The sequence below is a fragment of the Alkalibaculum bacchi genome, from assembly GCF_003317055.1.
GTDB classification, from domain to species: Bacteria; Bacillota; Clostridia; order Eubacteriales; family Alkalibacteraceae; genus Alkalibaculum; species Alkalibaculum bacchi.
On sequence record NZ_QNRX01000003.1, the window covers coordinates 95,079 to 115,193 of the forward strand.

Genomic DNA, 20,115 nt, shown 5'->3' on the forward strand with positions numbered 1-20,115 from the left:
TCCTTAACTTATTTTCTTTTGGATTATCTTATTTAATGTAAAATTGATAATCATAATAAACACGAATAATACTACACCTGTTGAGAAAAGAAGATCTTGGTGCATACCAGATGCGTATCCCATTTCTAGAGCAATATTTGTGGTAAGAGGTCTGATTTTATCCCAAAGAGATGTAGGAATTCCAGCAATTGGATTACCAGCAACCAACATAACCGCCATAGTCTCACCAATAGCGCGACCTATACCTAATACTACACCTGCTAAGATGCCTGATCTAGCAGCAGGTATAATGACCTTAAAAATCGTCTGTATTTTAGAGGCTCCTAAAGCTAAAGATCCTTCTTTATAAGATGATGGTACTGCGCGGATAGCTGTTTCAGACATAGAAACAACAGTTGGCAAAATCATAATAGCTAATACTAAAATACTGGCTAAAAGAGATTGTCCCTGAGCATAAGGAGAATACCCTTTTAATATACTTACAATGATTCCTAAACCAAATACGCCATACAATACAGAAGGGATACCTGCTAAGAGTTCAACTGCTGGTCGAATAATATCTGCTAGTCTTTTAGGGGCAAGTTCTGCAATAAAAACTGCTGTTAACAAACCTACAGGCACACCTATAGCAATGGCACCAGCAGTAGCAAATATAGACCCTACTATCATATATAAGATTCCAAATTTATTTTGACCTGGTCTCCATTCTAGTCCTGTCAAAAAATCAACGATAGAGTAACCATTCGTTCCAGGCATAAAAGGCTTTAACCCTCTGAAAAAAACAAAAAAGGTAATTGCAAATACACTAATTACTGCCACAAAAGCACAAAACATAAATACATATTTGAAAAAATTTTCTTTGCGAGTTTTATCCGTCTTGTTATCTTTCATTAAATCCACTAATTTGTCCCCCAGTGATTGATTGAAATTTAATTTAGTAAGAAATTTTTGTTCTCTTACTAAAAATACTTATGCTCAAAAATATATTATCATGGAAAATAGGCTCTTTACAAAGAGCCCTATTTTACTGTCCATTCAATTAGTATTCATATTTATTTTACAGGAATGCCGCCTTCTTCTTCAACAATCGCCTGTCCTTCTTCACCCATTAAGAATTCGATGTACGCTTTACCCGCATCATTTAAGTTGTCATCTTGGTAAACCATAACGAATGGTCTAGAAACTTTATACGTTTCGTTTAATACATTATCAGTAGTTGCTTCTACGCCTTCAACAGTTAAAGCTTTGATTGTATCATTGATGTAAGTGAAAGATACGTAACCAATAGTATTTTCATTTTCAGCTACAGTTGATTGAACATTACCATTTCCTTCAGCAATTGTTGCATTCGCTGTAAGTTCTTCTTCAAATCCTACGATTTCTTCAAAAGCACCTCTTGTACCTGAACCATCTTCTCTACTAACAACTACGATTTGAGCGTCTTCTCCTCCTAAATCTTTCCAATTCGTGATTTCACCTTTGTAGATTTGAGCTAATTGTTCAACTGTAATATCTTTTACTTTGTTTGCTGGATTTACAATTACAGCAATTCCGTCATAAGCAAAGATTTTTTCAGTTAAGCCTAAAGCTTTTTCTTCTTCTTTAATGTTTCTAGAAGCTGTCCCGATTTGGTATACACCAGAATCTGCATTTTTTACACCGTCAGAAGAACCCGTAGCATTATATTCAGCAGTTACATCTGGATTTAATGCTGCAAATTCGTCTAAAGTAGCTTCCATAATATTTTTTGTTGAAGTAGATCCACCTGCAACAATTTCTCCAGATACTGTAGTATTTCCCGTTTCTGTACCTGTTTCATTTTCTTCTGTAGATCCTCCATTGTTTGAACATCCTGTGAAGAAAGCAAAACTTAATAGCATAATTAGCATGGCGATTGATAATTTTTTCAAAGAAATTATCTCCTTTCAAATATGTAAGATTAATTTATTACAAAACCAATCTTATCATAAGGTTTATCCTGCTTGGTTTATTCTTCGTTAATACAATGTTAAGAATATGTTAAGTCGTATATCCGCATTTTTTAACTTTTATCTCTAATTTTTTAATGCTAGATTACCTTAAATATATTATGTCCATTGTTTATTTATAATATAGATAGCTATTAAGTCTTTTTGATTTTGATGAGTAGTTTTTACTTTTTAATACTTATCATTAGGGAAATCTTTTTTATCAAGCATCTTCAGTATTTAAGGGTATTTCAACAAAAAATGTAGTCCCCTTATCAACTATACTTTCTACTCTTATTGTACTATTATTCACCTGAACAATATGCTTTACAATGGCTAATCCTAAACCAGTTCCACCAGCTTGCCTAGATCTGCCCTTATCTACTCTGTAAAAGCGTTCAAAAATTCTTGGCAAATCTCTCTTTGGAATCCCTATGCCATCATCCTGAACTTCAATAATTGCATTGCTCTCCTTCATGTACATTTTTACAATGACACATCCACCATTTTTATTATACTTAATGGCATTGTCAATAAGATTAATCATGAGCTGTTTAAAATGGTTGCTGTTAAAAGGAACTTCTTTAAGCTCTTCATCTATTTGTATAGATAAACTTATATCTTTATCTTCAGCAAGCTTTTCCATCAAGGAATAGATACTATCCATATAGGCCATCACATTTACCAATTCTTGTTCGGATTGAGTTATAGTAGTTTGACTGTCTAAACCAGACAAAGTTAAGATATCTTCTACTAAATGAATTAATCGATTGGTCTCTGAATCAATTATATTGTAAAACTTTATCTTTATATTTTCATCTTCTATGCCACCTGAAGTCAATGTTTCGATAAAACCTTTTATGGAAGTAATAGGCGTCTTAAGTTCATGAGTGACATTTGCTACAAAGTCCTTCCGAAGATTTTCATATTTACGAATTTGAGTAATATCTTGTATCACTATTAAGAATCCCGTCTTTATGCTATTAGAATAATAAATTTGTTTTACGTATATACTAAGAATTTTCTCCTTAAATTGATATTCAAAAATATTTAGATCGTGTTCATTGTAATCAAAATTTTTGATTTTTTCGTACAAATCGTATATTCTAAATGCAGTTAAAATATTCTTTCCTTTGACATCCTCCATATTCGAAAGATTCAGCATTTGAATGGCACCCTCATTGATGAGTATTATTTGCTCTTTATCATCTGTAGCCACAATTCCATTTTTTACATTGGATAAAACAGACTCTAGCTGAAAGTTTCTTTCCGATAATTTCGCAAAGGAATATTCTAGTCGCTTCGCCATATTATTAAGGGACTCTGCCAAACTTCCGATTTCGTCATCTCGAATCATACTAAGGCGCTTTTTATAATTGCCCTCTGATATTTTCCTTGCAAAATCAGTGGTGGCTTTTAATGGTTTAACAATATTTTTGATTAGTATATAGAAGATTAAGCTACCTATCATAAGAGTGACGAAAATAGAAATGGCCATATCATTAATAAGAGCATTGGTCACGTTTTTTAAGGTATGAAGGGGGATAGAATTGCGAATAGCCCCGATGATTTCACCATCTATTTCAATGGGAATAGCTACATACATCATGTTAACATCTAATGAGTCGCTGAATCTCGTACTCATAGTAGCAGTTCCATTTAATGCCCCTTGAATTTCAGGACGATTACTATGATTTTTCATTGTAGAGCTATCTGCCTCAGAGTCAAAATGCACTTGACCATCTTTACTTACGATAGTCAATCTAGAATTAGTCACTTCTGAAAAATGTTCAAATTTCCTTTGATTTTTAATGGATTGAAAATCCTCTACAGTTTGAATATCTAAACGAATCAGCTGTGCTGTTTCTATTAGACGAGTTTCCATCACATTGTAATATTCCGTTTTTGCAGTATTGTAAATTCCAAATGCAATTGCACTGATACATAAAAATAATATAACGATAAAATTGATTAATATTCGCTTATACATTTCTCACCTTATGCTTTAAACCGATAACCCACACCTCTTACTGTTTCAATATATTTGGGGTTTGAAGGGTCATCCTCAATTTTTTGACGAATATGGCGTATATGTACATCTACTGTTCGAGTTTCACCGATATAATCATAACCCCATATGGTATCTAGCAAAAAGTTTCGATTGAGTACTTTTCCTCTGTTTTTTGCTAATAATAATAATAGTTCATATTCCTTTAATGTAAGAGCTACCTGTTTGCCACCTTTATATGCGCGAAAAGCATCCTGATGAAGCTCAATATCACCAAATCTAACAATATTAGATGTTTCTTCTTCGCTATTTACAGACCTTCTTAGTAGTGCCTTTACTCTAGCGATTAATTCTTTTACGCTAAAAGGTTTTGTGATATAATCATCTGCACCTAATTCTAAGCCTAAGACCTTATCAAACTCCGTCTCTTTGGCAGTCAATATAATAATTGGTGTCTTTTTGATTTCAGCAGTCTCTCTTACTTCTCTACAGATAGACATACCATCTTTGTTTGGTAGCATCAAGTCTAAAACTACCAACTTAGGTCTCTCTGAAAGAATTGTATCTATTGCTAATGCTCCATCATCTACACCAATTACTTCGTAACCGTTGTTTTCAAGATTAAATTTGATTAATTCAAAAATATTACGTTCATCTTCTACAACTAGTATCTTGTCCATTGTTCCTCCTATTAGTGAGCTCTTTATTAAATTCTGATAATATTATACCATTTATTATGTTATGTTTATGTTAAATAAATTAAAACCAGCAACCAGTCATCAGCACTATGACTACCTATGGTAGCCGTTGAGTGTAGAATTCCATAGTAGAGTAATTTGCAATCAGTCATATAATAGTATTTCCTGAGGCTGTAGGAATGATTTGTGTTTATTGAAGTAATTCTATAAATATTTATTATATTCTATTTTGAAAACGGCGTGACGAATTAAACTTTAAGTCACCGTAGGTAACACGAGTACTGATTGCTGAACACTGGCCGCTGATGGCTAAAAACAAACCCATGAATCAAAGATTCATGGGTTTGTTTTTGTAATGATATTTGTAATTTGTGGTTCATAGGTGAACGCGAATGCATCTTTTTTATCGAGTATTTTTATTATAATAAAAGCCACCGCCATAAGCACGAGACCTGAGATAAAGCTTATAACTGGATTTTCGGCTTCTCCTGTAAATAGGGAAGACAGCACCGCTCCTATTATAAAGAGTAGTAGTGGAATTCCATAGGCGATTATTGAAGCCATTAAGACATTTTTAAAAGCCATCTCTACTTCTACCCTATCCCCTACCCTGGCGTTTACAGTATTTAGAACGGTGGTCTCCATAGTGAGTTTATCTTTTCCCACCTGGCAAGCACCGCAATCTCCACACATAGCACTACGTTCAATAATTACCTTTGCCTTTTTTCCTACTATAGAATCGACTGTACCTATTTCTATCATAATATCACCACCTTTATGTTTTATGTTCTATGTTGTAAGTTCTAAGTAAAACCTTTAGGTCACCAATCGTGACCACTTGCTTTTACATAGAACTTACAACTTACATCTTAGAACTTATCAGTTTTCTAAATCCAATTCGATTCCCAATTCTACCAAGCTCTCTTCTTTTGCTGGGCCTGGTGCGCTGGTCATCAGGCAACCATGATTTTGTGTTTTAGGGAATGCGATTACTTCTCTGATGTTATCAATGTCAAGAAGCAACATCATCATCCTATCTAAACCAAATGCTATTCCGCCATGAGGTGGTGTGCCGTATTTAAAGGCTTCTAGTAAGAATCCAAATTGTTCCTCTGCATTTTCTTTTGTAAAACCTAATGCAGCAAACATCTTTTCTTGAAGTTCTTTGTTGTGAATTCGAATGCTTCCTCCACCCATTTCAACGCCGTTGACGACCATGTCGTATGCCTTTGCACGAACTGCACCTGGATTAGATTCCATTAATGGAATGTCTTCTTCTCTAGGGCAAGTAAATGGATGGTGTTTTGCCATGTATCTATTTTCTTCTTCTGAATACTCAAACAATGGGAAGTCTGTAACCCAAAGGAAATCGTACTCTCTATCATATTCTATTTCTAATTTTCGAGCTAGTTCTAATCTCAAATGACCTAAGGCATCAAATACGATAGAGGGTTTGTCTCCTACGATTAGAATCAAATCATCTGGCTCTGCATTTGTAGTCACTAATAATTGATTGATTTCTTCATCGCTTAAGAATTTTTCAATTGGTGATTTGATTCCGTCATCTGTTACCTTTACCCAAGACAAGCCCTTTGCCTTGTATATTTTAACGTACTCTACTAAAGCGTCAATTTCTCTTCTGCTAAAAGATTCTCCGCAGCCTTTTGCATTTATGGCTCGGATATCGCCGCCTTTTGCAATATTATCTGCAAAAACTTTAAATCCCGTGTTTTTAAATACTTCTTTTACATCTACTAATTCAAATCCAAAACGAGTATCTGGCTTATCGGAGCCAAATCGCTCCATTGCTTCTTTGTAAGGCATTTTCTTTAATGGAAGAGAAATATCTATTCCTTTAAATTTTTTAAATAGTGCTGCAACCATTCTTTCATTTGTATCCATAATGTCTTCCTCATTGACAAAGGATAACTCCATATCGATCTGAGTAAATTCTGGTTGACGATCTTGTCTTAAATCTTCATCCCTAAAACACTTTACAATTTGATAATATCTGTCGAAACCAGAGACCATTAAAATTTGCTTATACAATTGTGGTGATTGAGGTAATGCAAAGAAACTACCCTTTTGAACTCTGCTTGGCACAAGAAAGTCCCTCGCTCCTTCTGGAGTTGGCTTTGTAAGCATAGGTGTTTCAATATCTATAAATCCCTCATCATCTAAAAAGTTTCGAACAAAACTTGTTACCTTATGTCTCATCATGATACTGTGTTTCATATTTTGTTTTCTAAGATCTAAATATCGGTATTTTAATCGAATACTCTCTTTCGAAGTATCTGAATCATCAATATAGATTGGTGGGGTTTGAGCTGCATCTAGTACTTTTAGACTGTGACATTTTACTTCAATTGTACCTGTAGGCAAATTGGGATTAATGGTTTCTTCTGCCCTCTTTACTACATTACCGCATACTTGGATTACGTATTCATTTCGAAGGGTAGAAGCTAATTTAGCAGCTTCTGCATTATCGCTTTCATCAAACACGATTTGCACGATTCCGCTTCGATCTCTTAAATCAATAAATGTTACCCCGCCAAGGTCTCTCCATTTTTGTACCCAACCGGATAGCTTTACCTCTTGATTGATGTTATCTTCATTTAATTGGGCACACATATGTGTTCTATAACTTGTGCTTGTGTTCATGTTTTTCCTCCTGTATTTTTTGAAATTTTGGATTAAAAATCTCTATATTTGATTATTCTGCCGTGTTGTAGACATTGGGTTTAAAGGTGGTCAGCAAACAAAAAAAATACCCACCCCTGACAATATGTCAGGGACGAGTATCTTAACCCGTGGTGCCACCCTGTTTGGTAAAAACCCACTTTAACGCCTTTGCGTTCTCATAAAAACTCCAAAGTGTTTTTCAACTGCTAAAATATAAAGGCGCTTTCAGTCACGGCACCTTCTCCCTGAATATTCGCTACAGACTACTCTCTTTTTCATCGTTTTCCTATGCAATTGTCTATCATTATAGTTTTTTCTAAATAAAGTGTCAAGGAAAAAGTCAACACCCTTTTTTAAAACCCCCTATTTATAGTTGAAAATAAGGATTTGTCGTACATTCAGTGCTCAATTGACTTGATGGACCATGACCTGGATATACTTTTAAGTTTGAATCTAGTGTTTTTATATTATTTAATGATTGTATGATGGTATTATAGTCTCCTCCATAAAAATCTGTTCGACCAATAGAGCCCTTAAAGAGCGTATCTCCAGTAAATAAAGAGTCTCCTATTTGAATGCATACAGAGCCTTTTGTGTGCCCTGGAGTGTGAATGACTGTTATGGTCTCTTCTCCTAGTTTCAAATTATTCTTGTGATCATAATAATAATCACTTTTAAAAGATACGGTTTTTTCAAAATGAACAGATAAGTTGATAAGAGAATCGTTTATCATCTCTTCATCTTCATTATGAACATATACTGGCGCTTTTGTAATCTCTTTTAATTCTGGCACTAAACCAATATGATCCCCATGTCCATGAGTAAGCAAGATATACTTTACCTTAAGTTCATTTTTTTCAATGTAATCAAAAATCGTATTCATACTCCCAACAGGATCTATTACAATTGCCTCTTTTTCAATAGACACAATATACGTATTTGTCCCCATTGAATTATTATTAATGATTTTAATATCCATATATACACTCCCTTTTAAAAGATAGCCACCAGCGGTCAGCATCCAGCCATCAGTATTTTTGTCACCTTGGGCGACCTATAGTCTTAGTAGTTATACACTTTTCAAAATCAGAATAATCTGAGAACCACTCTACTACAACAAACCTAAACTTAACAGCTTCCAAAGGTAGCTAAAATACTGGTCACTGACGGCTGGTTGCTGGTATCTTTTATTATTAGTAGTTGATGGTTTGGCTTAAAGGTAGAACTCAGAAGCTCTTCTCACTATCGACTAGTAATGTCACTGGTCCATCGTTATCTAGCCTAACATTCATATGAGCTTGAAAAACCCCAGTCTTTACTGAGATTTTTGTAGAACGAAAGGCTTGGACGAATTCATCATACAAGCGCTCTGCTTCTGCTGGCTTTCCTGCTCGAATAAAACTAGGTCTTCTGCCTTTCTTACAATCTCCATATAAAGTGAATTGAGAGACGATCATGATCTCTCCTCCTATTTCATTTAAGGATAGGTTCATCTTTCCCTCTTCATCTTCAAAAATCCTCAAATGTTGGATTTTGTCCACCAAGTACTGGATATCTTCTTGCGTATCATCGGTTTTAATCCCTAGTAAGACGAGCAAACCTTCTCCTATATGGCTATAGGGCTCTCCTTCTACGTCTACGCTACAGGAATTAACTCTTTGAATTACTGCTCTCATTTTTTCACCTAAATTCTGTAGATAGATAATATCTCTGGTATTTTACTTAGTCTCTTAATCAATTTGCTTAATTCTTTAACTGTTTTCACTTCTACACTAATATCAACATATGCATAGCCTTGAGTATCCCCTTTACAGTACAAAGTATCAATATTGATATCTTCTTCAGACAAGGTATTTGTAACCTTTGTCAAAAGTCCTTTAACATCTCTTGCTTTAATATTGATCTGTGCTTTAAAGTTTGCATTTGTATGTTTTACCCATTCTACATCGATTAGTCGCCCTATATCATCTGTATGGCGGATATTTACGCAATCTGCCCTGTGTATCGAAACACCTCGGCCTCTTGTAATATATCCTACAATATTATCTCCAGGTACGGGATTACAGCATTTTGAAAAGCGTACTGCCATATTATCAAAACCACACACTTTTACTGCTTTATCTAAATCGTTATAAACTTTCTGAGGTTTTGTTTGTTTTTGTTCAATTACAGTTGGCTCAGCTGGTTGTTCTAAGTTTAGCTCATCTTTAAACTTATTTTTGATCTTTTGTATAATGTGATTGGCTTTGATTCCGCCAAATCCGATAGCAGCGCACAAATCGTCTACAGAGTTGTAATTAGTCTTCTGTGCTGCGTACTCAAGATAATGTTGTTTGATTATAGTAGTGTTTTGTAAACCCTGTCTTCTTAGTTCTTTTTCTAAAGCATCTTTTCCCTTTATAATATTATCTTCACGTTTTTCCTTTTTAAAATACTGTCTAATCTTATTCTTTGCATGGGATGACTTTACAAGCTTTAGCCAGTCTCTACTAGGTCCACTTGAGTTGTTAGAGGTTAAAACGTGGATAATTTCCCCATTATTTAATTCGTAATTTAAAGGGACAATCTTTCCATTTACCTTTGCGCCAATACATTTATTTCCAATATCACTATGAACTCGATAGGCAAAATCCAAAGGGGTAGCTCCTTTTGGAAATTGCATGACATCACCTTTTGGCGTAAAAACAAAAACTTCATCAGAAAACAAATCTAATTTAAGGGTTTCCATAAATTCCGATGAATCCTGAAGCTCCCTTTGCCACTCCAAAATCTGCCTAAGCCATACTAATTTATCTTCAAAAGAATCTTCTTTACTAGTAGCTACGCTTTCCTTATACTTCCAATGAGCGGCAATACCAAATTCTGCAGTACGATGCATATCCCAAGTTCTAATCTGAATTTCAAAAGGGTCCCCATTAGGGCCAATAACAGTAGTATGGAGGGACTGATACATATTCGGCTTTGGCATGGCTATGTAGTCTTTAAACCTTCCAGGAAGAGGCTTCCACATAGTATGTGCCACCCCTAAGACAGCATAACAATCTCGTACGCTATTGACAATCACGCGAACGGCAATAAGGTCGTATATTTGATCAAAAGTTTTGTTCTGTTGGTACATCTTCCGATAAATGCTATAAAAGTGCTTAGGTCTTCCGTAGATATCAGATTCAATTTCTGCTTTTTGTAAGCGCTGCTTTAAACTATCTATGACCTGTTCAATATATTCTTCTCTTTCTTTTCTCTTGCTAGAGACCTTATGAACCAAATCGTAGTAGGTCTCCTCAGCCAAATACCTGAGAGCTAAGTCTTCTAATTCCCACTTTATTCTGGAAATACCCAGCCTATGAGCAATTGGTGCATAGATATCCAAGGTTTCTTGGGCTTTTTCCTTTTGCTTATTCACTGGCATATACTTTAGCGTCCTCATATTATGAAGCCTATCCGCTAATTTTATAAGAATAACCCGAATATCTTTTGCCATAGCTATGATCATTTTACGCAAGCTTTCTGCTTGCCGCTCTTCTTTAGAGCTAAATTCAATTTTTCCAATCTTGGTGACACCATCTACTAGCTCTGCTATTTCTGGAGTAAACATATTGCAGATATCTTCATAAGAGTAATTGGTATCTTCAATGACATCGTGTAAAATCGATGCTGTAATCGTAGGCATGTCCAGTTGTAATTCGATAAGAATTTCGGCAACTTCTAAAGGATGAACAATATAGTCCTCTCCAGACTCTCTCTTTTGACCCTCGTGAGCATTTTTTGCCAACTCGTACGCCTTTATGAAAATATCAGTGTCCGCATCTTTATTATAAGATTTAATTTTTTGAACTAATTCGTTTATCATAAGACACACCATCCTAGTATATAAAAGCGCCTGCGGCGCTTTAGTAATCAGCGATCAGTCACCAGTGCTCTAAGGCCACGTTTCACGGATTAATTTTTTGCTTTTTTGTTTTTCCCGTCCAACTGTCCAACTGTCCAACGCTTAGCTTTTTAAGAATACATGAAAAGCTGACCTTCGTCAGCTTTACTTTAATAAGGATATGTGATTAGGGATTGTACATTATAGCCTTTTAGATTTTCTCTACCGTTTAGATTCATCAATTCAATTAGCGTGAAAACCCCTTCCACTGTTCCTTGCAATTTCTCAACCAGTTTTATTGAAGTGCTCAAAGTGCCACCTGTAGCTAGTAAATCATCGACAATTAAGACCCTTTGACCTTTTTGTATGGCATCGTGATGAATTTCTAGAGAGTCTTTACCATATTCTAAAGAATAACTCTCACTTATCGTCTCTCTAGGAAGTTTACCTGCTTTTCTTAAAGGTACAAAACCAGCACCTAAAGCATACGCTACTGCAGTACCAAAAATAAACCCTCTTGCTTCTGGTCCTAAAATAATATCTATTTGGAGGTCCTTAGCCATGTGGGCAAATTGATCTACTGCATACTTTAAAGCATCTCCATTTTGGAGCAATGTTGTAATATCTTTAAAACTAATTCCCTCTTCGGGAAAATCGGGTACAATACTTATAAATGATTTTAAATCCATTAAAATTCCCCTTACATTATTATATTTTACCATGATTTCATACGAATTCAAATCTTTTATTTCATATGTAAAATATTTATTTGTATTTTTTCATTTCCATTATAACTATTTAATTTAGGATAATAAGCCATATCTAATAAAATGCGATTATTCATTCCATTATAAAGCTTATCTAGTTCATCTCTTCCAAACTTTTCTTCAATGAATTCATTAAACTTTTTGATATCTCCAAAAAAGATACCATCATGAAGCTCCTTATTAGAAGAAACCAATTTTAAAGACAATACATTCCCTTTTTCTCCTAAGATTCTTCCCTTCAGAAGTCCAATGTTTTTATCGCCAAAGACAGGTTTGCTGTTTCCCTTTCCAAAGGGCTCTAAAAATTCTAATTCATTGATAAGGGCTAAATTGACCTGATCAATGGACATAAATGCGTCAATATTCAATTTAGGAATGAGTTCTTCTTCATCTATATCAAATTGTTCATTTATTTTTTGTCTTAAGGCTTGAATATTCGATTTTTGAACAGATAAACCTGCCGCCATAGAATGTCCACCGAATTTTTCTAATAACTCTCTACAAGAAGATAATCCTTCATATATATTATAAGCTTCAATCGATCTACCAGAGCCCTTAGCTATGCCCTCTGAATCCGTCAAGACAATAGTTGGTAAATGATATATATCTTTTACCCTGCCTGCTATAATGCCTGCTACGCTTTCATGAATATCTTCCTGAAATATAATTTTGATTTTGTCGTCTTTTATTTGTGAATTCTCAATTTCAAAAATGACTTTTTCTAGACCAGATTCCGTAAGCTCTTTTCTCTCATAATTAAACTGATATAGTTCACTAGCTATGACTATTGCTTCGTCCTCATCATCTGTTATAAGTAGCTCTACAGCGATATCACTTGAGTCTAATCTACCAGCTGCATTAATGCAAGGACCGATGATAAAGCCTAAAGTATAAGCAGAGATTTTTTGTATGTCCTGATTGTTAACCTTAATCAATTCTTTTACTCCTACATTCTCTGTAGATTTAAGCAACTCCAAACCATTTTTTACGATAATTCGGTTTTCCCCTACTAAATCGACAATATCGCATACAGTTGCAATAGCTGTATACTGTACAAAATCAAGTGCTTCTGCTTTAGGAAGGTTCATAAGTTCATAGAGTAATTGTATCATCTTAAATACTACACCTGCACCGCAAAGAGACTTAAAAGGATATTTACAATCCTCTTGATGTGGGTTTACGATGGCATACGCTTTTGGCTTTTGGTACTCTTTGCTTCCATCTTCAAATACTTCATAAGAAAGTTGATGATGATCCGTAATTATTACGATTAATCCTAATTCACTTGCTAACTCCATTGCATCAAAGGCAGATATTCCGTTATCACAAGTAATAAGAATGTCTATCCCATCTTCCTTTGCATCTCTTACGATCCGTTCATTAATACCATAACCATCATATACCCTATGAGGGATCACATAATCTACCCTTGCTCCACATCTACTTAAAGCTTTATATAAGGTATAACAACTAATCACTCCATCTACATCATAATCGCTTACAATGCGAAAGAGTTTATTTTCTTGGATTCCCCGTATTATCGCATTAACGGATTTTTCCAAATCTAACATGAGCCTAGGGTCATGCAAATTTTCAAAAGTTGGGTGGAGATACTCTTTGATGCTCTGCCTTGAAGTAATATTTCGATTAACTAATACCCTACAGACTTCTTGGCTAATTCGAAGCTGAGAAGACATGTTTTTGTAGTCTACTTTCCGATTTTTTAAGGTCCATCTATACATACTCTTCTCCTCTCTCTCTTTAAGTTGTATGTTTTATGTAAAAGCGACCAGCAACCAGCGTTCAGCTATCAGTATTTATGTCACCTTCGGTGACAAGTTTATGCAAATATAGTAAAAATATTGAATAGCATAGAAACAACTCTATTGTACAAGTCTAAACTTTACAGCTACCAAAGGTGGCTAAAGTGCTGATGACTGATTGCTAGCGACTAGGCTTAAAGGGCAAAGCCCTTTAAGCCTTTGCTGCTTGTCTCTTCTCCTGTGCTACATACCAGAAGGAGCTCGCTATAAATATAGTTGAGTAGGAGCCGCTGATAAATCCAATGATTAATGGAAGAATAAAGTCTTGTATAGACTGTACCCCCATTAGATATAAGGATATAATCGCTAATAATACACATAGGGTTGTATTAATAGATCTTCCCATGGTTTGATTAACACTATCATTCGTCAATTCGAACAACTGGCTCTTTTTATACTTTCTTCGATTTTCTCGTATTCTGTCAAAGATAACAATTGTATCATTAACAGAGAAACCTAATATGGTGAGCATTGCTGCAATAAATGGTGAATTGACTTCAACACCAAAAATCGAATATGCTCCTAATACAGCTATTAAGTCATGTGCTAATGCAAGTACGGCAGAGAAGCCAAACAAGAACTCAAATCGAAATGTAATATAAACGAGTATAAGTAGTACTGCGATGACTGAGGCTAGTATGGACTGGGTTTTAAATTCGTCACCTATTGTAGCGCTTACCTTCTCTGATGATAATAAATCTTTGCCTTTTAAATCGTATTTTTCTTGAAATTTACTAAACAAGGACTCAATTTGTTCTTCATTCAAACTCTCCTGAGTATTGATCATTAGTTGAGTTTGTTCTTCCCCAGCATAAGTAATGTCTGCGCTCTCATCAAAAGTGTCTGTAATTTCTCTAATTTCATCTGTTTTAAAAGTTTGATGCATTTCAATTTGAATAATAGTACCACCTTTAAAATCGATGCCGTAATTTAATCCATTAATCAATAAGGAGCCTATACAGATGATCATAAGTATGGTAGAAAAGATAAAGAAGAACTTTCTCTTACCTATTATATTAAATTTCTTTTTCATGTACTCGCCTCCTATGCTCCGTAAAATTTAGTATTTTTTACTATCTGCATATTTACAAACATCTTTAACAGATGTCTTGTTACAGTAAGTGCTGTAAACATGCTAATTGCAGTACCTATTAAGAGTGTTACTGCAAAACCCTTTACTGTTCCAGATCCCAAAGCAAAGAGTACTAGACCAGCAATGACTACCGTAACATTTCCATCAAATATGGATGAGAATGCTTCTTTAAAGCCTGAATCAATAGCAGCTCCAAGAGATTTTCCAATGCGGAGTTCCTCTTTTATTCTTTCAAATATAATGACATTGGCGTCAACAGCCATACCAATAGAGAGAATAATTCCTGCAACACCTGGAAGTGTTATGGTCACACCAATTAAAGAGTATACTAAGAAGTTTAAAAGGACATATACAATTAATGCTAAATCTGCAATAAACCCTGGCACCCTATAGTAAAATAACATAAAGGCGAATACTAATGAAATACCAATTGCCCCACCAATGATACTCTTTTCTAATGAGTCTTGTCCTAAGGTAGGTCCAATTGTTCGAACTTCCACTGGCTCTAGTTCTACTGGCAATGCTCCTGCTTGAATTAGAGTAGCAAGATTTCCAGCTTCTTCAATATTTGCCATGCCTGTTATGACTGCTTCTCCACCAGTAATTTTTGTTTGTACTTGTGGAGCAGAAATCACTTCGCCGTCGAGTTTTATTTCAATGACTTGATTGATATATTTAGCTGTTGCTTCAGCAAAAGCTTCTGTACCAGCTTCATTAAATTTTAATGTAACAACTGCTGATCTTGCACCTGTTTCATCTGTTTGATAGACAGCATTTGATTCTTTAACTCGCTCTCCTGTTAAAACAACTTCTCCATCAGGACCTACAAATTCTAATTGAGCTGTCTTACCTATTACATCTAATGCTTCTTTTTGATCTTGCATATCTGGTATGGAAACACGGATTCGATTTTCTCCTTGCCTTGCAATAATAGGCTCAGATACGCCTAATCCATCTATTCTCTCTTGAATAATTGCAATAGCTCGATTGATTTTTTCATCTGTAACAGGATCTCCTTTAGCTTCTTTTGCTTCTAGAACTACGTATACTCCACCTGTTAAGTCTAAACCGTAGTTGACATTGTCTTTAACAGGCAGTATTTCATATATGCCTACTTGCAATCCATTGATCATAACAAAAGAGGTAAAAGCGATAATCGCTAAAATTAGTACAAATCCTACTGTGCTTTTACTTCTTGTCCCCTTTTTCTTGTAGACTTTCTTTTTCATCTCAAGCCTCCTCATATCTTTATCACTGAACGAACCCGCCCTAAGACCTCCGCCTCCTTAGACAGCGGGGGCCCAAGGGCGGTTAACTCGACTAACCTTTAGTACGGGCGAATCCCCCACTGAAAGAAGTCTCGTTCAAACAACAGTTAGCTTCTGTTAATCGTTTCGATGGCTATAGCACATTCTAATCTCTTCTTTTCTAATTCACAGCCTATTTCATCAGGTTCTAATACATTTCCGTTCGTATTATATGCATTTGCTAAACATCCGCCACCACAGAAATATTTTGCCCAACAGTCTGTGCACTTTGCTTTTTCTGTTAAATTAGCCTCATGAAATTCGTCTTTCACTGTAGTATTGACAATTCCTTCGAAAATTGTACCTAATTTAAATTTCTCATCTCCTACAAATTGATGACAAGGGTAAATATCTCCTTGAGGCGTAATAGCAATATAGTCATTGCCTGCACCACAACCTGAAACCCTTTTGTAAAGACATGGTCCATGATCTAAATCTACATTAAAATGGTAAAAGCGAAATGGTTTGTCTTCTTGTCTTTTTAGGTATTCTTTCGTCAATTTTTCGTATTCATTAAATAAAACTGGTAGATCTTCTCTTGTAATTGCATAATCCATTTTAGGATCTGTAACAACAGGTTCCACAGATATGTGCTTAAAACCACAATCAGCTAGATGAATCACATCATTACTAAAGTCTAAATTATATTTTGTATAAGTACCTCTAACATAATGTTCCTTATCCCCTCTCTTATCTGCCATAGCTTTAATCTTAGAAAGGATAATATCGTAAGTACCCTTGTTATTAGGTGTGTATCTCATACGGTCATTTACTTCTTTTCGACCGTCAATACTCAAAACTACATTGTGCATATTTTCATTGATGTATTCCATTGTCTCTTCATCTAACAAAACGCCATTTGTAGTCATCGTAAAGCGGAAATTTTTATTGTGTATCTTCTCCTGCTCTCTACCGTAATCTACTAGTGTCTTTACTAATTCAAAATTGAGTAGAGGTTCTCCTCCAAAGAAGTCTATTTCTAGATTTCTTCTTCCTTTTGAATTTTCAATTAGAAAATCAATAGCTTTTTTCCCTGTCTCTTCGTCCATAAGAAGTCGATCTCCTTGAAAGTCTCCTTGGGACGCAAAACAGTATTTACATCTAATATTGCAGTCATGAGATACGTGTAAGCACATAGCTTTGATTACAGTATTGTTTATAAAATTAGGATTTATTACATCTTGTTTTGTAAATAATTCATTTCGATTTATCAATTGGTCTATTTCATCAATAATTTCAGATAATTCTTCAATACTATATTTGTTTTTTAAGTTTTCAATGGTCTGTTCTTTATTTACATCAGGATAATAATCTAATATATCATAGGTGATTTCGTCAATTTGAAAAACCCCCCCACTATTCACATCAAGTAAAATATATGTATCTTCTAGTTTATATTTATGTATCAAAAAAAATCCTCCTAAACAAACAACAGCAGTAAATATAATATTTACTGCTTAAAGCTGTTTCTTATTCATTTTCACACTTTTGATTTCCTACTGTACAGGATGTCTTACATGCTGATTGACAAGATGTTTGACATTCACCGCAACCTTTATTTTCAAGATTGTGTAATGTCCCCTTATTTATTTTTACAAAATGTTTCACTTTTTTTCACTCCCATCCATATCTTCTTTTTAAATGATCTACTTTATTTTGTAGATAGTAGATTTTCTCTCTAAGTTTTCGTACAGATCGCACTTACCGTAAGTAATGTAGCATAAATAAGACGCAGATTACCTCCGCTGCTACCCAGCTCCGGTCGTTTAGAGTGTTCACTTTGCTTTCGCGCAAATCATCCCATTTTCTCGTGCAAACACGGAAAATACGCTGATTTTTGCGAGCCGACCTGCTGACTCGAATATTATATCATAATATTTACCACGATTAAACAAATTTATCGAATATTGACTCCAATGCAACCGCCAATAAAACCTGTACTTCCAAAAAAGATCCATTTAGGGAGAATACTCATAATTTGAAAACCATCTGCAGCTGTTCCTAGATTTACAGCAAATATAATGGCAAAATAAATCGTTCCCATAATAATCCCATGAAGCCATCCCTTGCTCTTCATACGCCTAGAAACATAAATACTAGCATATAAAACACTTAGTAGCAATATGACAAATTCGAATGGATTGACTAAATTATTATTTAAATCCACAAAGAAAAATACAGTCGTCATAATGACAATTAAAATCAAGGCCAAACCAATGCTACGCAGTAAGCCCTTAAGATATAATTTCAAAAACTCATTATCAACTTGCGAATTCTCTTTCATATCCATACCTCCGACCTCTATCTGTTTATTATTTATTATTCAGTGATGGGAGGTTTTAGAACTAAAATAGGTGGTAACGTGATAAGGTGGTTATTCTTTATTTTTCTTCCCAACTTGTGGTATAGGTTTTCTTACTAGGATGCTTTTAAGAGCAGACCAGTCGAAGGGGTATAGGGGCCAAGTGTATTTTTTGTGATCAAAAGATCTCGTTCTATAGATCATTCCTATTATGATAATTATGCCTAAGGCAAACCCCCAAATATCAAACAATCCCGTTAGAACCAGGAGGACAATGCGAAAAATAGTCATGGATAGTCCAAACTCTACGCTAGGGTTGGCAAAAGTGCCTACACCGGAAATAACGGTATATAAAATAGTCTCAGGTATAAACCACCCTACATTTATAGCAAGATCTCCTATGAGCAAAGCCCCAATAATACCCAAAGAAGTAGAGAGAACATTAGGTGTATGAACAGAGGCAATCCTTAAAATACCAAAACCAAATTCTAAGATGAGAAATTGCACAAATATAGAGATTTCACCTGCTTCCTTTGGTCCTATAAATTTAAGAAAACCAGGCAAGGATTCATGATGATTGACTAACAGAATCCAAATGGGTATGGCAAAAATAGACAGAAACATACCTATAAAGCGCATCCACCTAAGATACGTACCTACTACAATATTTTGATAATAGTCTTCAGCGTGCTGTGTAAAATGAAAGATCGTAACAGGCAATAAGATGACACTTGGCGAAGTATCTACGATAATGGCAATATGTCCTTCCATAAGATGAGCAGCCACTACGTCTGGTCTTTCTGTATATTTTACCTGAGGCAATGGATTATACCACTTTGATTCTACTAATAGTTCAACTAAAGTCTTTTCCGCCATTACTAGGGCATCAACTCTAATATTTTCGATTTTTTTCTTAATCTTATCAAGTAACCCATGATCTACTAAATCGTCAATATATCCAATGACTACATCAGTCTTCGATCTAGCGCCTACTTGCTGAATTTCAAAGTACAATTTAGGATCCCGTACACGTCTTCGTATTAAAGCTGTATTAAAGATAACGGTCTCTACAAAACTGTCTTTTGCTCCCCTTGTGACCTTTTCTGTCTCTGGCTCTTGGGGTCCTCTGACGGGATAGGTTCTAGCGTCTATAATAATTCCTTCCATTTCCCCATCTACAATCAGAGCTAATGCTCCTGAGAGCACCGACAACTGCATCTGTTCTAAATCTGTAAAAGTATCTACCTCTATATAAGCAATATTTTTATTTAAGAGGTTTTTAATTACATCTTTTTTCAAATCTTCTTTTTCTAGTTGCTGCAAGGTATTGAGGATATAATACATAATATCATCTTTTGCAAATCCATCTATAAAAAAGATACAAGATTTTTTCTCTGCTATATACAATTCTCTTGCAATAATATCAAAGCTTTTTTCTATTCCAAGAACATCCTTTATAGAACGCATATTTTCGTTGAAATTAATCTGTAATTTCATAAACCCAACTCCTACCTAACTAATAGAAGTATCATGCCCGTCTTAAAAGGGTTTTATGCTAAATTATGAGAAATGTGCGGAGAGACTCTTCGTCCCAAGTTCG

17 protein-coding genes are annotated in these 20,115 nt (G+C 34.9%); all 17 read right to left on the minus strand.

Annotated elements, in window-relative coordinates; all coding sequences use genetic code 11:
* Positions 1-3: 3 nt before the first annotated feature.
* Positions 4-900 carry a phosphate ABC transporter permease subunit PstC gene (pstC, locus tag DES36_RS03110; RefSeq protein WP_423230746.1) on the minus strand — a complete coding sequence of 299 codons (897 nt, stop codon included), beginning with the start codon at positions 898-900 and terminating at the stop codon, positions 4-6.
* A 152-nt stretch (positions 901-1,052) separates the two neighbouring features.
* A complete protein-coding gene (locus tag DES36_RS03115) occupies positions 1,053-1,910 on the minus strand; it encodes a phosphate ABC transporter substrate-binding protein (protein ID WP_242981682.1) in 858 nt (285 codons plus the stop codon).
* A 280-nt stretch (positions 1,911-2,190) separates the two neighbouring features.
* The gene (locus tag DES36_RS03120) at positions 2,191-3,957 is read right to left on the minus strand and encodes an ATP-binding protein (protein ID WP_113919765.1); all 1,767 of its coding nucleotides are present in this window, start codon (positions 3,955-3,957) and stop codon (positions 2,191-2,193) included.
* An 8-nt stretch (positions 3,958-3,965) separates the two neighbouring features.
* The gene (locus DES36_RS03125) at positions 3,966-4,655 is read right to left on the minus strand and encodes a response regulator transcription factor (protein ID WP_113919766.1); all 690 of its coding nucleotides are present in this window, start codon (positions 4,653-4,655) and stop codon (positions 3,966-3,968) included.
* A 354-nt stretch (positions 4,656-5,009) separates the two neighbouring features.
* Positions 5,010-5,435, minus strand: a complete 426-nt coding sequence (locus DES36_RS03130) for a SoxR reducing system RseC family protein (RefSeq protein ID WP_113919767.1) — start codon at positions 5,433-5,435, stop codon at positions 5,010-5,012.
* Positions 5,436-5,552: 117 nt separating this feature from the next.
* The gene (gene aspS / locus DES36_RS03135; RefSeq protein ID WP_242981683.1) at positions 5,553-7,334 is read right to left on the minus strand and encodes an aspartate--tRNA ligase; all 1,782 of its coding nucleotides are present in this window, start codon (positions 7,332-7,334) and stop codon (positions 5,553-5,555) included.
* A gap of 388 nt (positions 7,335-7,722) precedes the next feature.
* On the minus strand, positions 7,723-8,334 hold the full coding sequence (locus DES36_RS03140) for an MBL fold metallo-hydrolase (protein WP_113919768.1): 612 nt from the start codon (positions 8,332-8,334) through the stop codon (positions 7,723-7,725).
* Between the two features lie 247 nt (positions 8,335-8,581).
* Positions 8,582-9,031 (minus strand): D-aminoacyl-tRNA deacylase, encoded by a 450-nt coding sequence (gene dtd / locus DES36_RS03145; protein ID WP_113919769.1) that lies wholly within the window; start codon positions 9,029-9,031, stop codon positions 8,582-8,584.
* Positions 9,032-9,039: 8 nt separating this feature from the next.
* Positions 9,040-11,205: a RelA/SpoT family protein gene (locus DES36_RS03150; protein ID WP_113919770.1), complete on the minus strand. Its 2,166-nt coding sequence runs from the start codon at positions 11,203-11,205 to the stop codon at positions 9,040-9,042.
* A gap of 188 nt (positions 11,206-11,393) precedes the next feature.
* A complete protein-coding gene (locus DES36_RS03155; RefSeq protein ID WP_113919771.1) occupies positions 11,394-11,912 on the minus strand; it encodes an adenine phosphoribosyltransferase in 519 nt (172 codons plus the stop codon).
* 56 nt (positions 11,913-11,968) lie between these two features.
* Positions 11,969-13,732 carry a single-stranded-DNA-specific exonuclease RecJ gene (recJ, locus tag DES36_RS03160; RefSeq protein ID WP_113919772.1) on the minus strand — a complete coding sequence of 588 codons (1,764 nt, stop codon included), beginning with the start codon at positions 13,730-13,732 and terminating at the stop codon, positions 11,969-11,971.
* A 232-nt stretch (positions 13,733-13,964) separates the two neighbouring features.
* Complete coding sequence (gene secF / locus DES36_RS03165; protein WP_113919773.1) at positions 13,965-14,846, minus strand: protein translocase subunit SecF; 882 nt, start codon at positions 14,844-14,846, stop codon at positions 13,965-13,967.
* A gap of 11 nt (positions 14,847-14,857) precedes the next feature.
* Positions 14,858-16,135, minus strand: a complete 1,278-nt coding sequence (gene secD, locus DES36_RS03170) for a protein translocase subunit SecD (protein ID WP_113919774.1) — start codon at positions 16,133-16,135, stop codon at positions 14,858-14,860.
* 146 nt (positions 16,136-16,281) lie between these two features.
* Positions 16,282-17,622, minus strand: coding sequence for a thioether cross-link-forming SCIFF peptide maturase (scfB, locus tag DES36_RS03175; RefSeq protein ID WP_113919775.1), 1,341 nt, complete (start codon positions 17,620-17,622; stop codon positions 16,282-16,284).
* A 61-nt stretch (positions 17,623-17,683) separates the two neighbouring features.
* Complete coding sequence (gene scfA, locus DES36_RS03180; RefSeq protein WP_113919776.1) at positions 17,684-17,821, minus strand: six-cysteine ranthipeptide SCIFF; 138 nt, start codon at positions 17,819-17,821, stop codon at positions 17,684-17,686.
* A 289-nt stretch (positions 17,822-18,110) separates the two neighbouring features.
* Positions 18,111-18,497: a TIGR04086 family membrane protein gene (locus DES36_RS03185; RefSeq protein WP_170128156.1), complete on the minus strand. Its 387-nt coding sequence runs from the start codon at positions 18,495-18,497 to the stop codon at positions 18,111-18,113.
* Between the two features lie 90 nt (positions 18,498-18,587).
* Positions 18,588-20,012 carry a spore germination protein gene (locus DES36_RS03190; protein ID WP_113919778.1) on the minus strand — a complete coding sequence of 475 codons (1,425 nt, stop codon included), beginning with the start codon at positions 20,010-20,012 and terminating at the stop codon, positions 18,588-18,590.
* Positions 20,013-20,115: the final 103 nt, after the last annotated feature.

What these genes read in the sequence shown, in the direction of transcription:
- DES36_RS03120 (WP_113919765.1), bottom strand. Translation starts at nt 3,957, where the DNA reads ATGTATAAGCGAATATTAATCAATTTTATCGTTATATTATTTTTATGT.
- DES36_RS03125 (WP_113919766.1), bottom strand. Translation starts at nt 4,655, where the DNA reads ATGGACAAGATACTAGTTGTAGAAGATGAACGTAATATTTTTGAATTA.
- DES36_RS03130 (WP_113919767.1), bottom strand. Translation starts at nt 5,435, where the DNA reads ATGATAGAAATAGGTACAGTCGATTCTATAGTAGGAAAAAAGGCAAAG.
- aspS (WP_242981683.1), bottom strand. Translation starts at nt 7,334, where the DNA reads ATGAACACAAGCACAAGTTATAGAACACATATGTGTGCCCAATTAAAT.
- DES36_RS03140 (WP_113919768.1), bottom strand. Translation starts at nt 8,334, where the DNA reads ATGGATATTAAAATCATTAATAATAATTCAATGGGGACAAATACGTAT.
- dtd (WP_113919769.1), bottom strand. Translation starts at nt 9,031, where the DNA reads ATGAGAGCAGTAATTCAAAGAGTTAATTCCTGTAGCGTAGACGTAGAA.
- DES36_RS03150 (WP_113919770.1), bottom strand. Translation starts at nt 11,205, where the DNA reads ATGATAAACGAATTAGTTCAAAAAATTAAATCTTATAATAAAGATGCG.
- DES36_RS03155 (WP_113919771.1), bottom strand. Translation starts at nt 11,912, where the DNA reads ATGGATTTAAAATCATTTATAAGTATTGTACCCGATTTTCCCGAAGAG.
- recJ (WP_113919772.1), bottom strand. Translation starts at nt 13,732, where the DNA reads ATGTATAGATGGACCTTAAAAAATCGGAAAGTAGACTACAAAAACATG.
- secF (WP_113919773.1), bottom strand. Translation starts at nt 14,846, where the DNA reads ATGAAAAAGAAATTTAATATAATAGGTAAGAGAAAGTTCTTCTTTATC.
- secD (WP_113919774.1), bottom strand. Translation starts at nt 16,135, where the DNA reads ATGAAAAAGAAAGTCTACAAGAAAAAGGGGACAAGAAGTAAAAGCACA.
- DES36_RS03185 (WP_170128156.1), bottom strand. Translation starts at nt 18,497, where the DNA reads ATGAAAGAGAATTCGCAAGTTGATAATGAGTTTTTGAAATTATATCTT.
- DES36_RS03190 (WP_113919778.1), bottom strand. Translation starts at nt 20,012, where the DNA reads ATGAAATTACAGATTAATTTCAACGAAAATATGCGTTCTATAAAGGAT.